The organism is Paraliomyxa miuraensis (genome assembly GCF_026337845.1).
GTDB lineage: Bacteria > Myxococcota_A > Polyangia > Nannocystales > Nannocystaceae > Paraliomyxa > Paraliomyxa miuraensis.
Window position 1 is genome coordinate 94005 of sequence record NZ_JAOVZF010000141.1, and the last position, 24909, is coordinate 118913.

General features: G+C 69.4%; 19 protein-coding genes. 8 read left to right on the forward strand and 11 right to left on the reverse strand.

Features of this window, described 5'->3' with window-relative positions:
- Nucleotides 1-8: 8 nt before the first annotated feature.
- The 3 genes from OEB96_RS09105 to OEB96_RS09115 form a co-directional block, all read right to left on the reverse strand.
- Nucleotides 9-1232, reverse strand: coding sequence for a PAS domain-containing sensor histidine kinase (locus OEB96_RS09105; RefSeq protein ID WP_266215112.1), 1224 nt, complete (start codon nucleotides 1230-1232; stop codon nucleotides 9-11).
- A gap of 172 nt (nucleotides 1233-1404) precedes the next feature.
- Nucleotides 1405-2778, reverse strand: coding sequence for a UbiD family decarboxylase (locus OEB96_RS09110; RefSeq protein WP_266215113.1), 1374 nt, complete (start codon nucleotides 2776-2778; stop codon nucleotides 1405-1407).
- A gap of 51 nt (nucleotides 2779-2829) precedes the next feature.
- Entirely contained in the window at nucleotides 2830-3897 is a 1068-nt protein-coding gene (locus tag OEB96_RS09115) for an Rpn family recombination-promoting nuclease/putative transposase (protein WP_266215114.1), read from the reverse strand.
- Between the two features lie 180 nt (nucleotides 3898-4077).
- Between OEB96_RS09115 and OEB96_RS09120 the strand changes: the two genes are divergently transcribed.
- Nucleotides 4078-6213, forward strand: coding sequence for a CHAT domain-containing protein (locus OEB96_RS09120; protein ID WP_266215115.1), 2136 nt, complete (start codon nucleotides 4078-4080; stop codon nucleotides 6211-6213).
- Nucleotides 6197-8353, forward strand: a complete 2157-nt coding sequence (locus OEB96_RS09125; RefSeq protein WP_266215116.1) for an nSTAND1 domain-containing NTPase — start codon at nucleotides 6197-6199, stop codon at nucleotides 8351-8353. Before OEB96_RS09120 ends, OEB96_RS09125 begins: the two co-directional genes overlap by 17 nt.
- A gap of 61 nt (nucleotides 8354-8414) precedes the next feature.
- On the opposite strand, the gene OEB96_RS09130 is transcribed toward OEB96_RS09125, so the two are convergent.
- From OEB96_RS09130 to OEB96_RS09155, 6 genes are all read right to left on the reverse strand, one after another.
- The gene (locus OEB96_RS09130) at nucleotides 8415-9995 is read right to left on the reverse strand and encodes a class I adenylate-forming enzyme family protein (RefSeq protein ID WP_266215117.1); all 1581 of its coding nucleotides are present in this window, start codon (nucleotides 9993-9995) and stop codon (nucleotides 8415-8417) included.
- 97 nt (nucleotides 9996-10092) lie between these two features.
- Nucleotides 10093-10329, reverse strand: coding sequence for an acyl carrier protein (locus tag OEB96_RS09135; protein ID WP_266215118.1), 237 nt, complete (start codon nucleotides 10327-10329; stop codon nucleotides 10093-10095).
- Complete coding sequence (locus tag OEB96_RS09140; protein ID WP_266215119.1) at nucleotides 10308-11579, reverse strand: mandelate racemase/muconate lactonizing enzyme family protein; 1272 nt, start codon at nucleotides 11577-11579, stop codon at nucleotides 10308-10310. The genes OEB96_RS09135 and OEB96_RS09140 overlap by 22 nt, the downstream gene beginning before the upstream one ends.
- Entirely contained in the window at nucleotides 11569-13218 is a 1650-nt protein-coding gene (locus OEB96_RS09145) for a GH3 auxin-responsive promoter family protein (RefSeq protein ID WP_266215120.1), read from the reverse strand. Before OEB96_RS09145 ends, OEB96_RS09140 begins: the two co-directional genes overlap by 11 nt.
- Nucleotides 13219-13223: 5 nt before the next feature.
- A complete protein-coding gene (locus tag OEB96_RS09150; RefSeq protein WP_266215175.1) occupies nucleotides 13224-14165 on the reverse strand; it encodes an alpha/beta hydrolase in 942 nt (313 codons plus the stop codon).
- 9 nt (nucleotides 14166-14174) lie between these two features.
- Complete coding sequence (locus tag OEB96_RS09155; RefSeq protein WP_266215121.1) at nucleotides 14175-14957, reverse strand: SDR family NAD(P)-dependent oxidoreductase; 783 nt, start codon at nucleotides 14955-14957, stop codon at nucleotides 14175-14177.
- A 236-nt stretch (nucleotides 14958-15193) separates the two neighbouring features.
- On the opposite strand from OEB96_RS09155, the gene lat reads away from it, so the two are divergent.
- The 6 genes from lat to OEB96_RS09185 all read left to right on the forward strand — a co-directional run bounded on the left by lat (nucleotide 15194) and on the right by OEB96_RS09185 (nucleotide 23291).
- Nucleotides 15194-16543, forward strand: a complete 1350-nt coding sequence (gene lat / locus OEB96_RS09160; RefSeq protein WP_266215123.1) for an L-lysine 6-transaminase — start codon at nucleotides 15194-15196, stop codon at nucleotides 16541-16543.
- 187 nt (nucleotides 16544-16730) lie between these two features.
- Nucleotides 16731-17732 carry a glycosyltransferase family protein gene (locus tag OEB96_RS09165; RefSeq protein WP_266215124.1) on the forward strand — a complete coding sequence of 334 codons (1002 nt, stop codon included), beginning with the start codon at nucleotides 16731-16733 and terminating at the stop codon, nucleotides 17730-17732.
- A gap of 84 nt (nucleotides 17733-17816) precedes the next feature.
- The gene (locus tag OEB96_RS09170) at nucleotides 17817-19757 is read left to right on the forward strand and encodes a lipopolysaccharide biosynthesis protein (protein ID WP_266215125.1); all 1941 of its coding nucleotides are present in this window, start codon (nucleotides 17817-17819) and stop codon (nucleotides 19755-19757) included.
- A 123-nt stretch (nucleotides 19758-19880) separates the two neighbouring features.
- On the forward strand, nucleotides 19881-20564 hold the full coding sequence (locus OEB96_RS09175) for a hypothetical protein (protein WP_266215127.1): 684 nt from the start codon (nucleotides 19881-19883) through the stop codon (nucleotides 20562-20564).
- Nucleotides 20565-20574: 10 nt separating this feature from the next.
- Nucleotides 20575-22251, forward strand: coding sequence for a hypothetical protein (locus OEB96_RS09180; protein ID WP_266215128.1), 1677 nt, complete (start codon nucleotides 20575-20577; stop codon nucleotides 22249-22251).
- Between the two features lie 14 nt (nucleotides 22252-22265).
- Nucleotides 22266-23291 carry a hypothetical protein gene (locus OEB96_RS09185; protein WP_266215129.1) on the forward strand — a complete coding sequence of 342 codons (1026 nt, stop codon included), beginning with the start codon at nucleotides 22266-22268 and terminating at the stop codon, nucleotides 23289-23291.
- 13 nt (nucleotides 23292-23304) lie between these two features.
- Here OEB96_RS09185 and OEB96_RS09190 read toward each other — a convergent pair whose 3' ends face one another.
- Nucleotides 23305-23964, reverse strand: coding sequence for an HNH endonuclease family protein (locus OEB96_RS09190; RefSeq protein WP_266215131.1), 660 nt, complete (start codon nucleotides 23962-23964; stop codon nucleotides 23305-23307).
- Nucleotides 23965-23979: 15 nt separating this feature from the next.
- A complete protein-coding gene (locus tag OEB96_RS09195) occupies nucleotides 23980-24807 on the reverse strand; it encodes an AAA family ATPase (protein WP_266215132.1) in 828 nt (275 codons plus the stop codon).
- Between the last annotated feature and the right edge of the window lie 102 nt (nucleotides 24808-24909).

Consider the following 24909-nt stretch of genomic DNA (forward strand, 5'->3'; position numbering starts at 1 on the left):
TCGGGTGTTCAAGGGGAGATCCGCGGGAGGGACAGTCGAAAGCAGGCGCCATGACCGAGCCCCTCGCTGTGGGCGCTCAGTGTACCGTTCATCGTCTGCGCCGCGATCGCGGACGTGTGCAGGCCGAATCCGTGCCCGCTGCGCGCGGTCGAAGGCTCGTTCCGAGCGAACAGCCCGGCGAGTTCCTCGGGGTCGAGCCCACGGCCGTTGTCCTGCACGTCGAAGTGGATCGCGTCCGCCTCGACGCGCAGGCGAATGGAGAGCACGCGTCGGCGCTCGCTCGTCTCCAGCGCCGCGATCGCGTTGCGGATCAGGCACTCGAGCACCATCAGCGTGGCCTTGGTGTCGAGCACCACCTTGCCCACATCGTCGAGCGTCAGCTCGATCTCGATGACACGGAACTCGAGCTCGAGTTCGAACAACGACAGCGCCTGCCGGACCAGCCCCCTGGGCTCGGTGGGTCCGGCGAGCTCACCGAGCCGCGCGATGCGGTGCTGGCTGGCGATGAACGAGCGCATGCGTTCGACGAGCTGCCGTATGCGCGCCGACATGGCCCGCATACGCTCCCGCTCGAGCCTCAGCTCGCGGATCAATGCGGTCAACAGCACGGGAAGCTTGCGGCCCCGTGGCTCATCGGTGATCAGCTCGGCAAGCCCGCCCTCGTGCTCGTCGAGCATCGCCACCGTGCGCTCGAGCAGGTGCAGCCGGGAGCCCTCGAGCTCGGTCGCCAACGCCTCCGAGGATGCGTAGACGCCGTTCAGCAGGTGTCCCACGTCGTGCAGCACGCGGGTCGCGACCTCGGCCATGCCGGCGCGATGCGAGGCCTCCCGCAGCTCCTGGTACAGCGCCTCGGCGCGAGCCTCGGCGGCGCGCTGCCGGGTGACGTCGGTCATGATCGAGATCATCCCGCCACCGGAGCCATCCGCGACCTCGTACGAGGAGATCTGGTTGGAGTAGTAATAGCGCTGGCCGTCGGGGGCATCGAGGAACGTCTCGTAGTGCTGCGCCTGGCCCGTGGCCCGCGCACGCTCGAACACCTGCTCGAGCTTGCGGCGCTGCTCCGCCGACACGAACTCCCCGTGTCGGCGCCCGAGCACGTCCTCGCGCTTGTAGCCCATCGCCACGCGACTCACGTAGATGATGCGCATCTGCGCATCGGTGATGATGATGTAGCCCGGCGCCTGGCGCAGAGCCTCGTGGAGGAGGTCGACGTCGACTGGCGTCGGCGTCATCGACGGCGCTCCATCGGGCCGATGATACGCCCACACGTGGCTCGTTGGTCACATGGTGCCAACGGGCCACTCGATCTCGATGTCCAAAGCGTGACGGTGAGTACAGAAGTTCGCGAAGCGAGGCTCACCCCCCGTGCCACGCGTTCGGCACGCACGTCGGGAGCCCGGGTGGTTACTTGCGGCCGAGGACCTGCGCGAGATCGATGGAGTCGAGCACCTCGGGGGGGATCCGGTTGCGGGTGACGGCGCGCGCGGGCGCCAGCGGGCGGGTGGCGTCGATGCCCATCTTGGCGGTGCGCCCTCGCTCGGTGGGGGCGCTGGGGTCGAGGGGAGTGCCCTGCCGGTCGGGGAACACGTGGACCTTGGTGTCGGCCTGGGTCTGGAGCGCGATGGCGACCATCACCTCGCGCAGGTCGGAGGGGTCGACGTCGGCGTCCACGATGATCACGTGCTTGGCGTAGATGTCGCCGAGCAGGGCCTCGATGACGCGCCGGGGCTCGTCGTCGTCCTGCTTGGCGAGCGAGACGATGGCGGTGAGCGGGGCCGGGAGCGCGATGCGGCGCACGCCGGGGGCCACGGCACGGGCATCGCGGAGGGTGCGGTGCTCGAGCGCGGGCAACGACAGCAGCAGGTGCTCCATGTTGCCGCTGACGATGTCCTGGAAGTAGGGCTGGGTACGATGGGTGATGGCCTCGACGTGGAACACGGGGGTGCGCGTGGGGCCGGTGCCATAGCCGGTGAACTCGCCGAACGGTCCCTCGGGGATGGTCTCGTCGATGGAGACCGCGCCCTCGAGCACGATCTCGGCGGCGGCGGGGACGAGCAGGTTGGTGCCGGTGACGGTGCGGGTCACGGGCAGCGGTTGGCCGAGCAGGCCGCCGATGATCTCGTACTCGTCCTCGTCGGCCCGGCCGGCGTAGAGCGCCCCGAGGGTGATGGCCGGGTGCACGCCCAGGACCACGGCGATGGGCATGGGGCGGCCGAGCGCAACGTGGGCCTGGTGGATGCCGTGGAGGTGGCGGCCGGGCTCCATGTAGATGCCGGTGGTGGTGGGGCCGGCGATCATCATGCGGTGGTAGGAGAGGTTCTGGACGCCCGAGTGAGGATCGCGAGCGACCACCATGGCGGCGGTGAGGTAGGGGCGATCGGTGTCGTCGGCGTGGTAGACCAGCGACGGGAGGAAGCCGAGGTCGACGTCGGAGCCGCGGAGCACGACCTCGTGCACGGGGGCGTCGGTGGTCTCCACGGGGGGATGGCGGTGGGCGGCGGCCTGCTCGAAGCGGGCGCCCACCTCCGGCAGTGCGCAGCCGAGCGCGAGGGCGAGGCGGCCCATCGAGCCGCCCACGTTGGTGACCACGGGCAGGTGGGTGCCGGTCACGTTGCGAAAGACCAGCAGCGGTGAGCGACGCTTGGCCTCGAGCGCGGTGAGGATGGCGGCGGTCTCGTAGCGGGGGGAGACCTCGCGGGTGACCTCGACGTAGTCGGCACGGCGGGTGCGGGCGACGAGCTCGAGGAAGGAGCGGAGATCGGGCGCGGGGTCGCTCATGACGCCGGAAGCATCGCACGAGGGCGGCGGAATGGGAGACCTGCGCACTGATCAGTCGGGGTCGCTGAAGACCTCGTCGAGCGTACGGGCCTCGATGGCGCGGTCGAACCACCGCTGCAGCCGTTCTTGATCGGTGCAAGCGGTGATCCGCGACTGGACTTCGGTCGTGATCGGCAAGCCCCGTCGCTCGAGCAGGCGCACGAGCATCTGCTCCATGCCCTCGGTCCTGCCCTCGGTCCTGCCCTCGGTCTTGAGCTTGTCTGCGAGCGATACGAACACCTTGCGAGTCTCCTGACTGGCGGCCGCGTAGAGTATATCGCGAAGCCGAGAGTCCGAGCCGAACGCCGACAGCACATACGTGAGGCATGCCTGGAGGTCCTCCGTGCACCACTCTCGGCCAACGGTATCCAGCAGTGGGCTCAATGGCGCCAGGCGCTCCTCGGTGATCTCCTCGGGGTGGAACGCCAGGTAGAGCAATGTTCGTAGCGCCTGCGTGAGGGCGACGGCGCGAGCGCGGGCCTGGCTGTCGGCGACGGGCGCGGTCAGCTCGTCGATGGTGAACGACAGCTCGATCGGGGCGGGGAATTCGGCGAGCAGCTCGGGGGGCACGTCGAGGAGCTCGGAGAGCCGGCGCGGCTCGGCCCAGCCGTCAGCGCCCTGGTAGAGCAGCAAGGGGACGAGCAGGGGGAGCGACTCGATGGTCTTGGGGTGCTGGCGCTCGTAGCGTTCCCATACGCGGCAGGCATACTGCAGCAAGCGCCACGCCATCATCCGCTGCGGCGAGGACTGGTGCTCCATCAGCACGTAGACGAGCACGGTGCGAGGAAGCGTGGGGTCGGCTTCGGCGTCAGCCGTCGTGGGGTCGGAGCCGAGTTCCGGGCCCGGGTCGCTCCTCGCGAGCGCGATGGAGTAGAGGATGTCGCTGTGCCGCGGCCGGAGCTTGGGGTCGATGTACGAGCCCGGTACGTGGCGGAGGCTCGACCAGTCCAGGCGGCTCACGAGCGCCGGGGGCAGCACCGTGCGCAGCTGCACCGCCGCGACCTCGGGGCGCTCGAGGAAGCGCTTGACCAGGCCATCGTGCGGGTGCGTGACGATGTCGGGGTGCTCGGGCTCGGCCATGCGCGGGGCGAGGGTACCGCGCAATGGTCAGTCGAGGTCGGTGAAGACCTCGTCGAGCGTACGGGCCTCGATGGCGCGGTCGAACCACCGCCCTCCCCTCGATCACCCACGCAGGGCGCCCGTGCTACCGTCAACCGTCGCGCGACGAGCGGCTCGTCGTCGACGCGCGGGCAGGTCGTGATGGCCGACGAGTACTACACCCTGCGGATCTCCATCCACCGCGTACTCGAGACCTACCAGGTCGAGCTGTCCCACCAAGACCCGACGAGCCAGGCTCAGGTCGCTCCCACGCGTGGCGCCGCCGCCTTCGACCTCGACGCGCTCCAGCGGCTCCACCCCCGGCACGCAGACTACGGCCAAGCGCTGACCCAGCAGCTCTTGTCCGACCCGGATCTCACCCAGCGCTTCGTCCAAGTCGACACCGCGGCCCAGGCCGCCGGCTGCTTCCTGCGCGTGCTCGTCTGCATCGATCCCTCCGCCCAGGAGCTGCAATCGCTGCGCTGGGAGCTCCTGCGACACCCCAAGACGAGCGCCGCCCTCGGCACCTCCGAGCGGATCCTGCTGTCGCGCTTCATGGTCTCGCGGGACTGGCGTCCGGTGACGCTGCGCGCCCGCACCGAGCTGCACGCGCTCATCGCCATCTCGGCCCCCACCCCCGAGTCGCTCGCGCGCGCCAAGCTGGCCCCGGTCGACTTCGAGGGCGAGGTCACCCGAGTCCGCCGCGCGCTGCCCGACATCGCCGTCCGCGTGCTCGGCGGCCCCGACGACCCCTGCACCCTCGACCGCTTGCTCGACGCCCTGCGCCGCGGCGTCGACATCCTCTACTTCGTCGGCCACGGCATGATCGGGCGCCGCACGGGCACCCCCGCGCTCGTGCTCCAGGACGAGACCGGAGCCTCCACGATCGTCACGGGCGAGGATCTGACCAGCGCCATCGCCGAGCTGCAGCGAGGCCCACGCCTGGTGGTGCTGGCCTCGTGCCAGAGCGCCGGCGACGGCGATCGACCCGGCGCCTCGTCGAGCACCACCGCCCAGGCCACGCTCGCCGGGCGCCTGGCCAACGCGGGGGTCCCCGGGGTGATCGCCATGCAGGGCTTCATCACCATGGCCACCATCGAGACGTTCGCGCCCGCGTTCTTCGCCGAGCTGCTGGTCGATGGCCAGATCGATCGCGCCCTGGCCGTCGCTCGCGCCAAGGTCCGTGATCGCGACGACGCCTGGATGCCCGCGCTGTTCAGCCGCCTGACCGAGGGCCGACTGTGGTACACGCCGGGGTTTCGCGGCAAGCAAGGCCAGGAGGTGTGGCGACGCCTGCTGCTGCCCGTCGCCAACGGCAAGGTGGTGCCGATCATCGGTCCGCGCCTCAACGAGGCCGCCCATGGCACGTCGCACCAGACCGCCCAACGCCTGGCCGGTGCCACCCACTACCCAATGGCGAGCCACGAGCACGACGATCTGCCGCGCGTGACCGGCTACATGAGCGTCAAGGAGTCGCGCTACAACGTGCTGCAGGCCTACCAGAACCAGCTGCTCGACGACCTCGTGGCGCAGCACCGCGGCTGGCTGCCGCCCGAGGAGATTCCCCCCCACAACCCCAGGCCCAAGCTGGGCAAGCTGCTGGCGCTGGTGGGTGACCACCTGCGCCACGACGCCGACGACCCCCACCGGATCCTCGCCGAGCTACGAGCCCCGCTCTACGTCACCACCAACTTCGACCCGCTGCTCGAGCGCGCGCTGCGAGCCGCCGACCGACCGCCCCAGCAGGTGCTCACGCGCTGGCGCTACCGCAAGGCCCCGCGCAGCGCGGACGAGCAGCCCATCGCCGAGCCCACCGTCAACGCGCCGCTCGTCTACCACGTGTTCGGTGCGTTCGGCTCCACGCAGGACGACGGCCTGGTGCTCACCGCCGACGACTACTTCGACTTCTTGATCCACACCGCGAGCGACAAGCTGATCCCGGCCGAGGTGGAGAGCGCGTTGGTCGACAACTCGCTGCTGTTCCTCGGCTTTCGTCTCACCGACTGGCACTTCCAGGTGCTGTTCCGCCTGATGATGAACCTGCCCGGACGCGAGCGCCTCAAGCAGTACTGCCACGTGGCCGTGCAGCTCGACCCCGACCTGCAGAGCATGGCCGACGTGGAGGGAGCCAAGGCGTTCCTCTCGGAGTACTTCGGCAAGGAAGCCAACATCGACATCTTCTGGGGCAGCTCCCAGGAATTCTTGACCGCGCTGCGTGACGAGCTCGCCCGGGCCGGCGACCTCGGCCACGACGACGATGCGCCCGCGCAGGAGGACGACGATGAATGGGACTTCTAGCCTCGGCCGCAATCCATTCGTTGGTCCCCGCCCAATCCAGAAGGGCGAGACGCTCCATGGCCGAGCTCGAGAGCTCCGCGAGCTCTTCAACCGCCTGCAGGCCCGCCGCATCGTGGTGCTGCACTCCCCGTCGGGCGCGGGCAAGAGCTCGCTGGTGCAGGCGGGCCTGATCCCCAGGCTCGAAGCGGCGTCGTTCGACGTGTGGAAGCCGATTCGGGTCAACCTCGATCCCACCGGGCTCCCGGGCGTGCCCGTGGGCATCAACCGCTACCGGCTGAGCGCGATGGTGAGCCTCGAGGACGAGCTGCCCCCCGCCCATCGCCGCTCCCCCGAGCAGCTCGCAGCGCTCGACTTCGCCGAGTACCTGCGCACCCGTCCCCGTCGCAAGCACCGGGCGGGGCGCAACGTGGTGCTGCTGTTCGATCAATTCGAGGAAGTGCTGACCACCGCGCCGCTGGCCGTGGAGGCCAAGCACGCGTTCTTCTCGGCGGTGGGCCGCGCGCTCGAGCACGAGGACTACTGGGCGTTGTTCATCATTCGCGAGGATCATCTGGCCGCGTTCGCCCCCTACCGCGACAAGCTCCCCACCCAGCTGTCCAACACGTTTCGGCTCGACCTGCTCGGGCTCGACGGCGCGCGCGAGGCCGCGGTCGAGCTCGCCAGGCAAGGCGGTCGCAGCTTCCCCGCCGTGGACGCGCTCATTCGCGACTTGTCCACCATTCGAACCCAGCAGCCCGACGGCAGCTTCGTGGTGGAACAAGACGTGCACGTCGAGCCCGTACACTTGCAGGTGGTCTGCCGTCGCCTGTGGGACGCGATGCCCAAGGACGATCCCAGCATCGACGAGGAGGACATCGACGCCTACGCGAGCGTGTCCGAGGCGCTGGGGGCCTACTACGCCGACGCCGTGCGCTCGATCGCCAAGACGAACATGGCGCTCGAGCGCTCGATTCGCGAGTGGGTGGGCGAGACGCTGATCGTGGGGGGGATCCGCTCGCAGGTGCGCCAGGAGACGAACACGAGCGCGGGGCTGGACAACCGGCACATCGAGCGGCTGCTCGACAGCTATCTCGTGCGCGCCGAGCAACGCGCCGGTGCCAATTGGTTCGAGCTGAGCCACGATCGGCTCGTCGAGCCGATCCTGCACGACAACGACCGCTGGGAGCAGGCACACCTGCACCCGCTGCAGGTGCAGGCCAAGCTGTGGGAGGACGGCAAGCGAGACCGCGCGCTGTTGCTGCGCCCCGAGGCGCTGATCGGAGCGCTCCTGTGGGCCCGGAACAACCCCGACCGCCTGACCGAGGGAGATCGTGAGTTCCTCGCGTGGTCCGAGTCGCTGCGCAAGCAGGAGCTGCGCCGCCGAGTCCTGCTGTTGCTGGTCACCGCGACCTTCGCAGTGGTGGCCATCCTGGCGGTCCTCTCGGCCAGGAAGGCCCAGCGCGAGAGCCAGAGGGCCCACGAGGCCAGGCTCGCAGCCGTCGAGGCCGGCGAGCGGGCCGAGCAGGCCAGCCTCGACGCCCGGCGCAAGGGGGTGCAGCTCCAGGCCGCGCTCGAGAAGGCCGACTTCGAGACCCGCGCGGGGCGAGACCTGCTGCGCCTTTCCTTGGCCCAGTTCATCACCTCGCGAGCGTCGGTGTCGAAGGACGACCGACGGGTGGCGGCCGGACTGCTCGCCGACATGGAGCTCGAGGAGATCCAGGAGCAGTTCAAGCACCGGATCCCGCAGCAGGGCTGGGAGCTGCTGCTGTCGATGATCCTCGACCTGCCGCGGGACCAGCTCGATGTGCTGTCGTCGCTTCGATCCATGGAGCTTCGCGCCCTGATGTGGAGCATGGGTCGTTGCCCCCCGGCCGAGCTCCACCAGGAGTTGATGCACGTCGAGTCCGAGGTGGCAGAGGCCAGCGTCCAGCACTGCGAGGCCCTGGACGCGTGCTGGAAGTGCCGAGGTGCCGAGGACTGCGTCGCGGATCCCGAGACCCTACGCCTGCCCCCGGCCCGCCAGCGCGAGTTCGAACGCTGCCACGCGCTCACCTCGGAGCGAGGCGCAGCGCTCCGGCACCAGCACCACGTCTTCGACACCGCCCTGCTCGACGACGACTTCCTCGAGCCCGACGACCCGACGCAGGGATCGGTCCCCTGACCTGGCGCCGCTCACCTCGCCACCCGCGCCCGGCCCGAGCCGTCGTCGTCGTCGACGACGACTACTCCTGCTGCCGGGTCGCCTCGAGCAGCTGCGCCTTGAGCTTGCTGCGGCTGACCTTGCCCGAGGCCGTCTGCGGCAGCTCGTCGACGAGCACGAACTCCTTGGGCACCCGCACGAACGGCATCGCGGCCAGGCAGTGCTGCTTGAGCGCGCTGCGATCGAGCTGCACGCCATCCTTGGGGATGATGTACGCGACCACGCGCTCGCCGAGGGTCTCGTCGGGCAGGCCGATCACCGCGACCTCCTGCACCCCTTCGAACCGGTGCAGCACGTCCTCGATCTCCTGCGGGAAGATCCGCTCGCCCGCGCTCTTGATCATCTCGGAGCTGCGGCCCACGAGGTAGAGGTGCCCGTCCTCGTCGATCCGCCCCAGGTCTCCGGTGCGCAGGCGGCCCGCGTCGTCGATCTTGCCGAGCTCTCGCTCGTCACCGCTGACGTAGCCCTTCATGATGTTGGGACCGCCCGCCGCGACCTCGCCCACCACGTTGGGACCCACCGGCTCCTCGTTGGGGCCCAGGATCTCGAGGGTCACGTTGGGCAGCGCCCGTCCCACCGAGCCGCGCTTGACGAACAGCTCGTCGGGCCCGATCCAGGTGATGCGCGGCGCCGCCTCGGTCTGTCCGTAGGCGAGGTGGATCCCCACCCCCGGCAGCGCGCTCCGCAGGCGCTCCAGGCCCGAGGGCGACAGCGCGCCGCCGGTGATCAGCACGTACTCGAGCTGCTTGGGAGGATCCTGCGCCAGCTTCGAGCGGTCGAGCAGCTGCGAGAAGTGATAGGGCACGCCCGAGAACCCGCGCACGCCCGACTCGCACAGCTCGCGGTGCACCTTGGCCGGGAACGTGAAGCCGGCCGAGAACACCACCGTCCCGCCCGTCATCGCATGCATCAGCTGCTGCATGCGCCCGTGGATGTAGTAGAGCGGCACGACCATCAAGATGCTGTGGTCGGCGGTGAGCTTCATCAGCTCGTTGGAGGCCCGAAGGTTGCTGACGAAGTTCTCGTGCGACAGCATCACCCCGTTGGGCCGCCCCGTGGTGCCCGAGGTGTAGACGATCATCGCCACGTCGTCGGCGGTCACGGCCGGATCGGGCACGGGCGAGGACTCGTCGGCCTCGATGGCGGCGAGCAACGCCACCGCGCGCCCCTGCGCCGCCGCGGTGGCCTCGCCCTCGCCCCACGTGATCACCAGCTCGGGCAGCGACAGGCCTCCGCCATGGCCGGGGTTGGAGGGGCCGCCGTGCTTGGCGAGCTGCTTGGGATCGATCACGATCGCCCTGGGCGCGGCCTCGTCGAGGATCGCCTGCAGCACGTCGCGCCCGGCCAGCGTGGGCATGTCGACGGTCTGGGCGCCCGCCTCGAGGATCCCCCAGAAGCACACGACCGCCTCGGGTGCGTTGTCGCTGAGGATCGCGACCCGATCGCCCGGACCGATCCCACGCGCGTGGAGGGCGGCCGCCACTCGATTGCTGCGGCGCCACAGCTCGCCGAACGGCAGCGAGGCGTTGGCCAGGGAGAAGATCCCCGCCGGCTTGTCGGGGTGGGCCTCGGCGCTTTGACGGAGCAGATCGAAGATGAACACGGCAGGACCTCGGCTCGGGGTGGCTCGACGACGACCCGCCCGCGGACGGTCGGCCGAGCCGAGGCCGCCCCGCGCACGCGCCGTGACGAGGAGAGGGCTACTTCCGCTTGTTCTTGTCGATGTAGGCCACGATCCGCTCGATCGAGCCGAAGTTGTCCGGCGTGATGTCGTCGATCTCCACGTCGAAGCCGCACTCGCCCTCGATCCACACCACGAGCTCCATGATCGCGGTGGAATCGATCACGCCGGCCAAGCTGGTGTCGGACTCGATCTTGGTCTCGCCGCTCGACAGATCCTTGCGAATGTACTCGGTCAGTTTCTCTTGGATGTCCATGGTCGTTCTTCTGCCGCTGGGCTCGCTCTTGACGAAGTCTCTCGGGAGTTCGAAGGGGAAGGAAGGTGCAGCGCCCGTCCTCGGGCACGCCGCGCGATGATCTCCGGATCCACGTCCACCCCCAGGCCGGGAGCGGTCAGTGGCGTCACCGCAGCAGGGTCCTTGGCAGCGTCGGTGGGCCCGGCCAGCACGTCCTCCTCGAGAAGGAAGCGATTTTGCCCCTTTCCATCGAGACAGGCAAACCCGGGCACGCAGCGTCCGAAGACCTCCGCCACGCGTGACAATACGCCCGACTCGCCCACCATCGTGCCCAGGTGCACGCCGATGCCCGCCGCTCGCGCGTGCTCCACGATCGCGAGGCTGGCCAGGACCCCGCCGTGCTTGCCCACGCGCACGTTGAAGATGTCGGCCGCCCGTGCGCGCACGATCGCCTCGGCATCGGCCAACGAGCACACCGACTCGTCGGCCATGATCGGCGCCCCGGCGTGCTCTCGGAGCCAGCGCATGCCCGCCAGATCGCCCGCGCCCAGCGGCTGCTCCACGGAGTGGATCGGGATCCCGATCCGGGCCAGCGTGAGGATCTCGGCCGCCGCCACCTCGGGAGGCGCCTTCGCCCATGCCTCGTTGGCATCGAGGCGCAGCGGCACGTCGGGCCCGAACACGCGCGTGATCACCTGCAGGCGCTCGTCGTCGTCGGGCAGGCCCACCTTCACCTTGATGTGACGGTGCCCCTTGTTTCGCAAGAGCGCGCAGTACGTCTTGAGCTTCCGGGTCGCGATCTCGAAGCCGATGATGACCCCCGCCGGCAGCGACGGGCCGAACTGGTTTCCGGTCGGGTTCCCGGTCTGGTTTCCGGTCTGGCCCCCGAGCACGTCGGCGAGCGAGAACCCCATGCGGCGCCCCGCCAGATCGAGCAGCGCGAGCTCGAAGCCGCCGAAGGTGGCGAGATCGCGGCCCACCGTCGGTAGCGTCTGGCGGATCCACGCCTCGACCATGGATCGATCGGACAGCTCGACGCCGAGCAAGCGCCGCGCCTGCTGGGGTCCCGTGCGCTCGAGCACCCCCTCGAGGGTCTCCCCGGTCACGTAGGCGCGCGGGAGGATCTCCCCCCACCCCACCCCGCCCTGGTCGTCGCGCAGCTCCACGAACACCGCATCGCTGCAGCTGCGCTCGGACGACGCATGCCCGAAGCGCTGCTTGCCGGCAAACGGGATCTGGACCCGATGCAGGACGGCGGCATCAATCCGCATGGAAGCGCTCGACGATCTCGAATTGGTCGACGAAGTTGGCGTCGCGCGTGAGGTGGGTGGGCTTGAGCTGCGAGTCGCTGGTGCCGCCGGCCAGCCGCTGGCGACGGCGCTGCTCGTAGCCGCCGGGACGCACCAGCCACACCTGCGGCGCGGCCAGTCGCTGCGACGAGCGCTTGGAGCCGTACTCCATGTTGTGCTGCTCGAGCGCCTCGTCGAGCCGTCGCGGCAGCTCGGCGAGCACCGACCGCTCGGCCTCGCGCTGCAGCTCGATCATCGCCACGTAGTGGGGAAAGCCCGACTTGGCCGGGGCCAGCGTGAACGACTCGAGCCGCAGGCCCAGCTGCTCGGCCACGTCGGACACGGCGGCGGTGACCTGCCCCTCGGTGAGCTTCTCGCCGGTGAGCGAGCAGGTCGAGCCGGCCCGGTGCAGGAACTCGATGACGGGCGTGCGCTGCTGCAGGCGCACCACCCTCACCACGTCGCCGATGTTGTAGCGGTACAGCCCCGATGCGTTGGACAGGATGATCACGTACGTGCGGCCCACCTCGAGCTCGTGGGGCGACAGCACGGGGGGATCGGGATCCTCGATCCGCTCCTCGGGCACGAACTCGTAGAAATTGGCGCCGAGCGCCAGCACCCCGCCGCTGCAGCCGTCCTCGATCGGCACCGCCATGACCCCCTCGGAGGCCATGAGGATGTAGTCGCGCTGAGCAACGCCTTCGAAGTGCGGGGCCAGCAGCTCGATGTAGGGCTGGAGCATGGGGCTGCGCCAGCAGATCGCCAGGTCGAGCGCGGGCCACACCCGGTGCGCGAGCAGGCCGGGGGCCGAGCCCGCGAGCTCTCGCAGCGCCGCCGCCCGCTCCGGGTTGCCCGCGTAGTTCGTCGCCACGTAGTCGCGCACCTCGTCGCTCACCGCCAGCTCGGCCGCCCCGATGCCCCCGCGCTCGACGTCTTCGACGAGCGCATCGGCGTACTGGGCCACCTTCTGGAACAGCAGCAGGATCGTGCTGGGGTTCAGGGTCATGATGACCGAGAACGCCTCTTCCAGCAGGATGCGAGCGATTGCGTAGTAGCGGCTGTCGGAGTCGCCGATCTGCGCCACCGCCTTGGGGATGATGGGCCGCTCCTTGAGCTGGGTGGCGCGGGTGACCCCCGCCCAGTACGCGCTCTCCGAGCTGCACGGCAGCCCCCCCGGGGCCCGCACCGCCTTGCCCGAGTCGGAGAAGTTCGTGACCATCCGACCGCTCTGGGCCGTGGGATGGGCCCCGAACACCAGGCTCCAGTAGATCCCGAACGTGCGGCTCTTGTTGCGCACGAACCGGTTGGTCACCGGGATGTACTTGGACCGCGAGGTGGAGCCCGAGGTGAGGAAGAAGCGCTTGATCGGCTCGCTGGTCAGCAGGCCCTGCTCGCCGTCCTGCACCGCGCGCTCGATCAGCTCGGCGAAGCCGTCGTAGGTGGAGATGGGTACGGCGCGGCGGTAGTCCTCGATCGACGCGATCTTGTCGAAGGCGTGGCGCCGACCGAGCTCGCACTCGACGTTGGGCGCGAGGATCTGCTGCTGCAGGAACTCGTCCTGTACGCGCTCGGGCTCGGCCAGGCTGGCCAGGAACGACTGCGCTTCGCGCGATGCGAACATGTCGGTCACACTCCTAGCGCGTCCCGGGCCCAGGCGTCGAGCCGCTCGGCCAGCGCCCGTGGGGCGTCGAATTGGAGCCCGTGCGCTCCGGGCAGAGATGTCACCGAAACGTGATTCTCGGGCAACCGCGCCAGATCCGCGAGGATCGCCGCGTTGTCGGTGGTGGCGTCGTCCTCGGCCAGCGCCACGAACATCGGCAGGGGCACGGGCGTCGCGAGCTTGCGCAGCCGCATCCGTGCCGCCATCGACAGCTTGGTCGAGACCTCGAGGAAGCGCGGAGAGAACCGTCGCCAGCGCGCGTCGTCGCGTCGGATGAACCCGTCGAGCGCAGGCCCGGCGGTGAACATCTCGTCGGTGATGGGGCTCTCCAGCGCGGGTCGTGCCGGGGGCAGGCCCTTGGCCTGCTCGGCCAGCGCTCGCATGCGCGCGAGCACCTGCGCCGAGGGACGGATCCCGGGGGTGAGCAGCGCCAGGCCGTCGATCCCTCCCTCGGGGTCGGCGGCGTCGAGCAGGCGCAGGGCCACGTGGATCCCGAGGATCGCCCCCCAGCACCACCCCACCACCACGAGCGGTCGTCCGGGCGCCCGCGCGTGCTCGAGCTCCCGCAGCGCGTCACCGATCAACGCCTGCGCCGACGGGACGTCCTCGAGCCCCTGGTCGTGCTCCTGCGGCGGCCGAGCACTCCAATGATTCAGCCCGCTGCCGCGCCGCTCCAGCCCCACCACGCGGTAGCCCATCGCCCGCCAGCGCTCGGCGAGCGGACGAAACCAGGCGGTGTTGCTCATCACCCCCGAGAGCACCGCCAAAGTGGCTCGCGGCGGATCCACGGGCTCGCGCCACACCCGATGGCGCAGCGCGGGCTGCGGGTCGTCGGCCGGACCCTCCCCCGGATCCTCGGCGGGCACGGTGGCGATCGTCTCGCCTTCGCTGAGCGCGAACGGATCCATCACCTGCCGTCAGTCCATCACGAACCCACCGTCGACGTTGATCGCCTGGCCCGTGATGCCGCGCGCGTCGTGGGACATGAGGAACACGCACGTGGCGGCCATCTCGCGGGCCGTCATGATGCGGCCCTGCGGGTTCTCGGCGATGATCTCGGCCAGGTACTCGTCGGTGGTCTTGCCGAACATCTTGGCCCGGCTCGTCATGGCCTCGCGCACCATCTCGGTGTCCACGTGCCACGGGCACACCGCGTTGACCGTGATCCCCAGCCGCGCCACCTCGCGCGCCACCGACTTGGTGAAGCCGATCATGGCCGCCTTGGACGACGCGTAGGCCGCGTTGTACGCCGCGCCGACCTTGGCCGAGACCGACGAGATGTTGATGATCCGCCCGGACTTGCACCGGATCATCCGCTTGAGCACCAGCCGAGTCAGCCGGACCATCGCAAACAGGTTGACCTCGTAGAGCTCCCGCCAGCGATCGTCCTTGGACATCACCAGGTTGGCCACGTAGTTGATGGCGGCGTTGTTGACCAGCACGTCGACCCGTCCGTACTCGGCGATGGCCGCGTCGACCACCCCGGCCGCGGCCTCCGTCACCGCGAGGTCACAGGCATGGACCAACGCCTGGCCCCCCTCGGCGCGGATCGCCTGCGCCACCGTCTGCAGCTGGGGCTCGGTGCGAGCCACCAGCACCACGCGGGCGCCCGCCGAGGCGGCGACCATCGCGACTTCCCTGCCGATCCCCCGGCCCGCGCCGGTGACGATGACGACCTGATCCGTAAGCTGCACGTTCACGCGCTCGTCCCTTCCCTTCGCGCCCGCACCCGGAGCCGACCGGAGCACGAGCGGGCCCGAATGTGGCACAGGTGAAGGGGGGTCGCGTGCCGTCGCGGCCAACGACGGCACGGCTGCGCGCGTGCGAGCCGTGAGCGACCTCAACCGCGGCCGGTCCCGGAGGCGGGCCAACGCGCCGCAACCCCTCAACAATCGCGCCGGACCCGCAGCAGCCCTCGGGCTAGAGTCCTTCGCCCATGGTCGATCACCCGCTCTACAAGACCGCCCCCGCCGAGGTCCACAAGACGCTCGGCCGCTGGATCCTGACCGATGGTTTCCCGTTCGTGTACGACCCCGAGCGCAGCCACGACGCCTTCATCGTCGACGCGGTCACCGGCGACGAGTACCTCGACCTGTTCTCGTTCTTCGCCAGCATGCCGCTGGGGCACAACCACCCCGGGATGCACGACCCCGAATTCCTCGCCCGCCTGCAGCTGGCCGCCGTCGTCAAGCCCTCCAACTCGGACATCTACACCCCCGCGATGGCCGACTTCGTGGCCACGATGGGGCGCACCATGCCCGAGCCCTTCGTCCACATGTTCTTCATCGAGGGCGGCGCGCTGGCGGTGGAGAATGCGCTCAAGGTCGCGTTCGACTGGAAGGTGCGCAAGAACATGAACAAGGGGCTCATCCCCCGCGAGGGCGACCAGCAGCTCGGCACCCAGGTCATCCACTTCCGTACGGCGTTCCACGGGCGCTCGGGCTACACGCTGTCGCTGACCAACGGGTTCTCGCTCGAGAAGACCCACTACTTCCCCAAGTTCCCGTGGCCGCGCGTCACCACCCCGTCGCTGCGGTTCCCGACCGACGAGCACAACCTCGCCGCCACCACCGCCACCGAGCAGCTCAGCCTCTCCGAGATCCGCAAGGCGTTCGCCGACAACCCCAACGACATCGCCGCGATCATCATCGAGACCATCCAGGGCGAGGGCGGCGACAATCACTTCCGCCCCGAGTTCTTCCGCGCGCTGCGGCAGCTGTGCGACGAGCACGAGGCGATGCTCATCTTCGACGAGATCCAGTGCGGCATGGGCATGACCGGCAAGTGGTGGGCCTTCGAGCACTACGACGTCGCCCCCGACATCTTCTCGTTCGGCAAGAAGGCGCAGGTGTGCGGCATTGCGGTCACCAAGCGCGTGGACGAGGTCGCCTCGTGCTTCCAGGTGCCCAGCCGCATCAACTCCACCTGGGGCGGCAACCTGGTCGACATGGTGCGGTGCACCCGCTACATCGAGCTCATCGAGCAGGAGGATCTGCTGGCCAATGCGGCCGAAGTGGGCGGCTACCTGCACGCGCGGCTGCTCGAGCTGCAGGAGAGCTATCGCCTGGTGAGCAACGTTCGCGGCCGGGGCCTGATGTGTGCGTTCGACCTGCCCAACACGGCCCAGCGCGCCCGCCTGCTGCAGCTCCTGGCCCAGCGCAAGGTCCTGCTGCTGCCCGCCGGCTCGCAGAGCATCCGCTTCCGCCCCGCCCTCGACACCAGACGCGAGCACATCGATCTGGCGATCTCCAAGATCGAACAAGCCCTCGATCAACTACTATCTTAGCCCCCCGCCACCCTCCGGGTTCCCGAGCAACCAGCTGCCCCCCAAGGGGGGCTCTCTTCGGCCTCTCTCCCTCTTCTGCTACTGCGCCCGCCACCCTCCGGGCTCCCGAGCAACCAGCTGCCCCCCCAAGGGGGCTCTCTTCGGCCTCTCTCCCTCTTCTGCTACTGCGCCCGCCTCGGATATCTCGATGCGCTTCTTGTTCCTCGTTCCGGACTTCGTCCCTCCCGGGCCTCGCGCGCGCCTGCTGTCCGCGTGGCAGGGGCGGGGCTACCTCGCGTTCAACCCGGCCGTGCGTCGGGTGTTCGGGCACCCGTTCCTGCGCACCTGGGTGGCGTGGGGCGGCACGCTGAACATCATGCGCCACTGCTGGATCGCCCGGCAGCTGGGAGCCGAAGCCGCGATGTCGACGCCGAGCGGCAACGACACGTACGGACGGAACTGGCGGATCCTCGACCTGCCGTACGTCAAGTGGTCCGAGCGGCAACCCGACGACGTGGTGGTGGTGCCCGACTTCGCCTCGGATGTGATCGACGCGGTGGAGGGCCGCGTGATCGCGTACATGCAGGTCCCCATCCACATGCGCCAGGACTTCGACTGGCGCTCGGAGCGGATCACGATGTGGACCGACTCGCCCTTCATGCTCGAGCTGTGCCAGAAGGCCTACCCGGGCAAGGAGGTTCCGATCGTCCCGAACATCGTCGACGACGAGGTCTTCCCCTTCATCCCGCAGGATCACCGCGAGGAGGGCCTGGCGTTCGCGTTCCCCCGCAAGGGCCCGCAGTACATCGCAGAGACTCGTCGCATCTATCGCGAGCGCGGCGGTCGGTTCTGGCGCTTCGAGCTCATCGACGGCATGCCGCTGATGGACCTGGCCAAGGAGATGCAGCGCCCCCAGCTGTTCCTCGCCTCGGGCGAGATCGAGGGCTGCGCCCTGCCCCCCCAGGAATCGATGGCCGCGGGCATCGTGGTGATCGGCAAGAACGCGCGTGGCGCCAACTTCGCGATGGACCACGGCAAGACGGCGTTCGTGGCCAACACCCCCGAGGAGGCGGCCCAGTGCCTGTTCGAGGCCGAGGACGCCCAGCGACGGACCCGCATCGCGCAGGCCGCCCACCAGCAGATCAGCCGCTACTTCCCGCGCAACGAGCCCACCGAGTTCTGGCGCAGGAACATCCGCGAGTTTTCCTAGCCCCCCGCAGCCCGCCAGCTTCGAGCATCCGCCCAGCTTGCCCCCGAGGGGGGCCTAGCGTTCATACTCGGGTCGCGCCCACCCATGACCGCGATCGACATCAAGACGCTCGGCCGCAGCTCGATCACCACCGGGCTCGTGCAGCTGTGGCGGATCGCGTCGCGGCTGGTCCTCACCCCCATCATCATCGGCAAGCTCGGGTGGGCGGGCTACGGGGCGTGGACGCTGGTGTTCAGCGTCGCCGCCTACGTGCAGATGACCAACGCCAGCTTCGGGCTGGCCTACACAAAGTTCACCGCCGAGTACGTCCGGCACCGCCGCTTCGACGAGCTGACCCACATCATCGGCTCGGGCATGGCGGCGGTGGGCTCGACCGCCGCGGTCGGCCTGGCGATCGCGTGGCTGGTGGGCGAGCCGCTCATGGCGTGGCTGGGGGTCCCCACCCCGCTGGTCGCCGACACCTCGCTCGCGCTGGTGATCGTGCTCTCGGTGCTGGTGCTGCGCATGACGTGGGGCTGCACGCTCGAGATCCTCGGCGGCCTGCAGCGCCTCGACCTCACCCAGCGCCTCAACGCCCTAGGCTACCTCATCGAATTCCTGGTCACCGTGCCGCTGCTGTTGTGGGGGCCGGGTCGGCTCGGAGGGATCGTGGGCCTGGCGGTGGGTCATGCCACCGGTCAGCTCGTCACCAACCTCGCGGCCTACTCGATGGTGCGCGCACGGCTGCCCGACGTGCGGATCTCGCCCCGATTCGTGTCCCGCGCGGGCCTGCGCGCGGTGATGTCGGTGGGCGGCCGCTTCCAGCTGCTGTGGGCCGTCAACACCATCGTGATGCAGGGGCTCAAGTTCCTGATCTCCAAGCTGGTGGGGGTCGAGGCGGTCGCGATCTACGATCTGGCCGACAAGCTCATCAACCTCGGCAAGACCGCGTCCGAGGCCGTGATCGCGCCGCTGATGCCCGCGTTCGCCAGCCTGCGGGCGGGCGGCGAGCGAGCGCGCGAGCGCCTGTTGTTCCTCAAGGGCAGCAAGGCCGACGCGCTGATGGGCGGGGCTTCGTTCGCGTTCCTGGCCCTGCTCGCGCCGTCGCTGCTGCTCTTGTGGACCGGCGAGACGGGCCCGCAGGTCGAGGAGGCCGCGTGGACCCTGCGGGTGCTCGCGGTGGGCGAGGCCTCGCTCTTGCTGACCTCGGTGGTGTCATCGAGCCTCCGCGCCCAGGGCAGGGTTCGACTGGAGCTGACGTGGGCCATGATCACCACGGGCGTCGTGGTGGTGCTGCTGTTTCCGCTGGCGCCCCTGTGGGGCTACACCGGCATGATCGTGGCGCGCCTGCTGGGCCAGCTGTGCGGCACCGTGTGGTACCTGCGCGCCTACTTCGGCTTTGCCGAGATGACCTGGGGCGAGTACCTGCGTGGCACCGGGATCCCCCGGCTGATCGGGATCCTGGCCGCGATCGGCGGCGTGCTGTGGGCGGGGCACGAGCTGCTCCCGCCGCTCGGCCCGCCGGGCCTGCATCCGCGGCTCGCCGCCGCGCTCGAGGTGATCGCGTGGGGCGTGCCCTACGCGGCGCTGCTGAGTGCGGCCGTGTGGAAGCTCTACCTCGAGCCCGACGATCGCGTGCAGGTGGCCACGCTCGCCGCCGCGGTGTGGGGCAAGCTTCGCGGACGCCCCACGCCCCCGCCGCCCGCCCCCGACGTGGTGGTGGTGACGGGGGACGACCCCACCGCGCTCGTGGAGGCCGCGCAGGCACTGGGCACCGTGGCGGCGATGACCGTGGCCGAGGCGGGCGCGTTGCTGTCCGCGGGGGTCCGCGTGAAGCTGGTCCTGGTCGAGCTCGCGGCGGGAGGCGATCCCCGGCCGACCTGGGACTGGATCTCGGAGCAACGCCCCGATCTGCTCGGACGGCTGGCCTACGTGGGCGTCGGCCACGAGCCCTTCTTTCGCGAGACGGGGGTCCGACGCTACCCGGAGCCGCCGTCGGGCGCGGTCCTGCGCGCCGAGTGGGGCTCGGCGTCGCCCCCCACCTGAGCCGCACCTCGCGCCTGTACACCCCTTCAGTAGATCGACGAGCCGTGCCCACGGCCGGCTCGCCGAAGCGACCCCCTCGCGTACAATCTGGGCGTGAATGACTTGGCTCGATGCTCCCTCGTGGTGCTCTGTCTCGCAGCCGGAGCGTGCCCGGCCGGCGACGACATCACCGCCATCTCCACCACTGGATCGACGTCCACCTCCGACACGTCGTCCTCGGGCGGGATGACCACGGTCCTTCCGCCTGCCACCACGACGACGCAGGGCACCACCACCGACGTTCCGCCCGGTACGAGCGACGAGACCACCGCCAGCGTCGACGACTCGACGAGCATGCCCACCACGATCGACGACACCACGGGCGAGGTGTCCGTGTGCGGCAACAACATGATCGAGGGCGACGAGGTCTGCGACCTCGCCCAGCTGAACGGTGAGACCTGCCAGTCGCTGGGCTACCAGGGCGGCCAGCTCGGCTGCTTGCTGACCTGTGCGGACTACAACCTCCTGGGCTGCTTCATCTGCGGCAACGAGGTCATCGACCTCGCCGAGGATTGCGAGGGCAGCGTCCCCCCCGAGGTCACCTGCCAGTCGCTGGGCTACGAGGGCGGGGAGGTCATCTGCGGTGCCGATTGCCTGTTCGATCTCAGCGAGTGCTCGATCTGCGGCGATGGCATCCAGCAGGGCCCCGAGGACTGCGACGGCATCGACTTCGACGGGCAGACCTGCGTGACCCTCGGCTTCGGCGGCGGCAACCTGGCCTGCAACCTCGCCTCCTGCAGCTTCATCACCTCCAACTGCACACCCTAGAGCCACCGCCATGCACGCGATGCACCGACGACTCGCACCGATCGCTGGGCTCGGCCTCGGAATCGCCCTCGGCCAGGGCTGCTACGACGGTCCGCTCCCCGTGGACACCGACGTGGGGAGCAGCACGGGTCCGTATTTGTGCGGCCCCGGGTTCGTGACCTGCCCCGACAACTCGTGCCAGCCACCCGCTCCGGGCGCGTGCTGTGGCCATGGTGGGCTGTGCCCCAGCGACGACACGGGGCCCGTCGACCCGACCAACACGACGCTCACCACCAGCACCACCCTGCCGCCCACCAGCACCACCCTGCCGCCCGACACCACCACCGACATGACGGCGTCGGCCACCGACACCAGCAGCAGCGGAGGCGAGAGCAGCAGCAGCGGAGGCGAGAGCACCAGCAGCAGCAGCGGAGGCGAGAGCACCAGCACCACCACCGGTGGGATGCTCCCCGGCTGCTACGACCCCATGACCTTCCCGTGGTCGGGGCCGCTGTGCGGGCCTGCGGCCGCCCCGTGCGTGGTGCAGGCGTCGGAGACCATCGAGCCCATGCAGCTGCCGCGCAATGGCACGCCCTCCATTGCGGTGAACGACGACTGCGAGCCCGCGGTGCTGCATGCGACCAGCCAGGGCGGAACGCTGGGCTTCTTCGCCCAGCGCACGGCTCCGGGCGTCTGGGACGTGCAGCCCACCCCGTTCCCCATGAGCCAGGGCGGGCTCGACTTCGATCCCGTCACCGGATTCTTCGGCGCCATGGTGTACGAGGGGGCCTTCCAGGTCTCGGCCCGGATCCACGACGGCGTGGCCTGGAACGGCGGCGATCCGCTGATGGGCAGCCAGTCGCTGTCGACCAAGGCGTTCGCGCTGACCGGCGACGCGACCCTCCACGGGGTGCTGCAGCAGCCCGCCGTCGGGTTCGTGGACGCCACCTGGCCCGGCGCCTGGATGCTGGCCGGCATGCCGAGCGGCGGACCGACCGACCTCAGCCCCGCGCTGGCGGTGGCGCCCGACGGCACCCATCACTTCACCTACTGGAGCACGGGAGGGATGTCGCCGATGCTCCGCTGGGAGACCTCGGCCGGTGGCCTCGAGGACGTGATGCCCTATGGAATCGGGCCCGTGTCGCCTGCGCTTGCGCAGGAGCTCGTGCTCACCGACGACGGTGCGGGAGCCATGGTCCCGCACGTGATCGCGGGGGCCCAGACTGCGATCGGCAATCGGGTGCAGGTGATCCATGCCCGACGCGACGGCGCCGCGCTGTGGACCACCTCCGTGGTGGCCTCCGAGGACCCCACCGGCGAGACCACCTGCGACGTGCCTCCGCTGGGACCGGGCGAGCTGTGCACCCTCGACCGCACGACCTACCGGCCGCTGGCCATCGCCTCGAGCCTGGGAGGCGACGTGCGGTGGCTCTACACCGAGGTGCACGAGCTGGTCGACTACGCCAGCGACTGCATGCCCGGCTGCGAGTGGGTACCGCTCGTGGACATGAGCACCTACGACGTGCTGCTCGGCTGGCTCGAGGGGGGCGCGCCGCAGTCGACCGTGATCCTGCCCGACGTACGCGCGATCCGGGCCAACATGGAGGTCGATGGGCAGGGGGTGATGCACGTGGTGGCGTATGCCGAGGAAGTGCCCGACGCCGCCGCCACCGGGCTGACCGTGGAGTACTTCCAGCTCGCGCCCTAGGAGGGGAGACGAAGATGCAGCGGCTCGGGATCGCGATCGGAGCATGGCTTGCGGCCTTCGGAGGCTGCGGCAATTCGTCGACGCCACCGGTCGGCGAAGGGTCGAGCTCGGCGGCGTCGACCATGACCGCGGCCAGCACCAGCGCCGCGACCTCGCCGATGACCGCCACGTCCTCGACGACGATGCCGGGGGAGACCACGCAGCACAGCAGCGCGTCGACCAGCGCCGACGAGACCGCCGACCCCACCACCACCGGCGAGCCCGCATGCAGCAAGAACGTGGTGCTGATGGGCTACTGGCCGCCCACCAACGAGATGCTGCGACCGTGGAGCCAAAATCCCCTGCAGAACACCCGGGCGTGGATCGGGGCGGACTGGGAGGGGTTCGGCTACGACGTCTACGCGTTCTTCCCCGAGTTTCCGCCCGATGGGGATCCGAGCAACGATCCGATCGGATCGCCGGGCTCGGTGGGCTCGGACGAGTTCGAGCTCCAGGTCGACTACCAGGCCACCTCGGAGGACTTTTGGCGCATCGTGGACGAGCTGCGGCCGATCGTCCTCATCACCAACAGCCGCGGCGGGGGCATCGGGTGGGAGCTCGAGGCGATCGAAGGCGGACACGGCATGGGCAACCCCGGGGATCCCTCGATGGACTGGAGCTCGGATGGCTACGGGATGGAGACCCGACCGACGATGGGCTCGGTGGATCCGCGCACGTGGGATGCGATCTCGACCTACCGCCAGGGGACCACGCTGGCCAGTCAGCTACCGCTGGACGAGATCTTCGACGCCGCGTTCGCGCTCGGGATCGCGAGCGTGGAGATCGACGAGGACGGCACCAGCGGCAACTACCTCAGCGGGTTCATGGGTCTGCACGGGGTCTATTACAACCAGATCGCGCCGCACAACGTGGCCGCGGGGCACATCCACGTGGGGAACGGGCTGCCGGTGGAGACGGCGAGCACGCTGATCGAGCAGACGCTGCGCGTGGTGCTGGAGGTTCATCCAGCGGACGCGGTGGGGTGCTCGACGAGGACGTGACGAGCCGTTGCGATCAATCGAAGAGATCGCGCACCCCCAGGTGCACCAGGCTACGCATCAGCATCGTGAAGGGGGCGCGGCGGGAGAGCACGGCCGCAAGGCCAGCCGCGGCCTCGGTGTCAGCCCGCCCTCGCTCGCGGGCACGCCGGACCTTGAGGTGAAGGGGGTGGACCCGCTCGAGGTAGTGATCGTGGATGGTGTCCAACAAATCGTGCGTCGCATGCCGAGCACGGGGTGAGCGGGCCTCGTGCACGGAGTGTAGGCGCTCGAGTTCCTCTGCCGTCGCGCGAGCCTTGTCGTCGTTCAGATCCTTGGCCACGAACCGACACTCGATCGTCGTACCCGTGTGATCGAGCAGCGCCACCTGCTCGATGCGACGCTCGATTCCGTCGCCTGGAGACAGCAGGCTCGCGCGTGGATACGACTTGGACCTTCGCCCATTGCAGAATGCGCAACAGGGAAAGAGATTCGGCCAGCAATATGCGCCCTCGGGCCAGTAGGAGATGGGGCGCCGATGATCGACCTGGATCTCGCCGATCGACAACCTCCGCTCGCAGAGGTAGCACTTGCCCAAGAAGTCGCGGTGGAGGGCCTCGAGCACGTCATCGTCGGCCCAGCTGGTCTCTCGAGCGAGGGACGCAGGAACGACCCTGGAGCGCTCGACGTCGATCACGGCGAGAACCCCGGATCAAGGTGCACTGAATTCGAGCCTTTGATGCGCCTGGGCGACGAGCAGTGATGGACGATCGGAGAGCTCTGCAACCAGACGTCGCAGTTCCTCTCGCTCGGGAGTTCCCGGGCGTGGATCGAGATCGAACAGAGCCTTGAGCCGAACGAGCTTGCGGCTGGTGGCCCGATCGATGTCGGTGGGAAGACCGAAGTGCTCCTTGAGGATCGTGCCATAGCGAATGCCCAGGTAGTCGGTGCTGGAGCGCACCACGTGCGTTCGAAGATCGAAGATCGTGGCGTTCGAGAGACTCGCCAAGACCTCGGGAGAATGCGTGGCCACGATGAACTGCACGTTGGGATGCATCTCGGTGAGCAAGGGCAGGACCATCTCTTGCAACCGCGCATGCAGATGCAGCTCGGGCTCGTCGATGATGGCCCAGCCCGCGGGCTCGATGACTCCGCCGCGAAGCAGGTAGTGCACCGGAATCATCAGCGTCGCCCACAGGAACAACACGCTGGCGATGCCATCGGCCAATTCGTCGAAGGCGATCGCCCTACCATCACCCAGCACGATCTTGAACTCGAACGACGTCCGATCGAGCTGCAGATGAGCCCGATCGTCGTCGAGGATCTGCCGAAGGTGTCCTTCGAGCGCATCGAACCGTCGCGCGATGCGCTCGACCGCGGCCTGATCGCCGTCCTCGCGCGCATAGGCCTGCTCGGTTCGAAGGTTGACCAGGAATTGCAGCAGCATGGCCGCCGCTCCCTCGGAGCGGAGGAACTGGTGCTCATCGAACCGCGCGGGCCCAGCGGGATGATGGAGGTCCAGCGTGCGTCCAGCACTCATGTACGCAACGAAGCGCTCGTCATGACCTGCCGATGGCGCACCGCGGACATCCACGAGCGGCGGTCCCTCTGATCTCGCAGCAGGGACTCCAAGGGTCGAGAG

Excerpts from the sequence above, each read along its gene's own strand:
- OEB96_RS09105 (WP_266215112.1), bottom strand. The coding sequence starts at position 1,232 with ATGACGCCGACGCCAGTCGACGTCGACCTCCTCCACGAGGCTCTGCGC.
- OEB96_RS09110 (WP_266215113.1), bottom strand. The coding sequence starts at position 2,778 with ATGAGCGACCCCGCGCCCGATCTCCGCTCCTTCCTCGAGCTCGTCGCC.
- OEB96_RS09115 (WP_266215114.1), bottom strand. The coding sequence starts at position 3,897 with ATGGCCGAGCCCGAGCACCCCGACATCGTCACGCACCCGCACGATGGC.
- OEB96_RS09120 (WP_266215115.1), top strand. The coding sequence starts at position 4,078 with ATGGCCGACGAGTACTACACCCTGCGGATCTCCATCCACCGCGTACTC.
- OEB96_RS09125 (WP_266215116.1), top strand. The coding sequence starts at position 6,197 with ATGAATGGGACTTCTAGCCTCGGCCGCAATCCATTCGTTGGTCCCCGC.
- OEB96_RS09135 (WP_266215118.1), bottom strand. The coding sequence starts at position 10,329 with ATGGACATCCAAGAGAAACTGACCGAGTACATTCGCAAGGATCTGTCG.
- OEB96_RS09140 (WP_266215119.1), bottom strand. The coding sequence starts at position 11,579 with ATGCGGATTGATGCCGCCGTCCTGCATCGGGTCCAGATCCCGTTTGCC.
- OEB96_RS09145 (WP_266215120.1), bottom strand. The coding sequence starts at position 13,218 with ATGTTCGCATCGCGCGAAGCGCAGTCGTTCCTGGCCAGCCTGGCCGAG.
- OEB96_RS09150 (WP_266215175.1), bottom strand. The coding sequence starts at position 14,165 with ATGGATCCGTTCGCGCTCAGCGAAGGCGAGACGATCGCCACCGTGCCC.
- lat (WP_266215123.1), top strand. The coding sequence starts at position 15,194 with ATGGTCGATCACCCGCTCTACAAGACCGCCCCCGCCGAGGTCCACAAG.
- OEB96_RS09165 (WP_266215124.1), top strand. The coding sequence starts at position 16,731 with ATGCGCTTCTTGTTCCTCGTTCCGGACTTCGTCCCTCCCGGGCCTCGC.
- OEB96_RS09170 (WP_266215125.1), top strand. The coding sequence starts at position 17,817 with ATGACCGCGATCGACATCAAGACGCTCGGCCGCAGCTCGATCACCACC.
- OEB96_RS09180 (WP_266215128.1), top strand. The coding sequence starts at position 20,575 with ATGCACGCGATGCACCGACGACTCGCACCGATCGCTGGGCTCGGCCTC.
- OEB96_RS09185 (WP_266215129.1), top strand. The coding sequence starts at position 22,266 with ATGCAGCGGCTCGGGATCGCGATCGGAGCATGGCTTGCGGCCTTCGGA.
- OEB96_RS09195 (WP_266215132.1), bottom strand. The coding sequence starts at position 24,807 with ATGAGTGCTGGACGCACGCTGGACCTCCATCATCCCGCTGGGCCCGCG.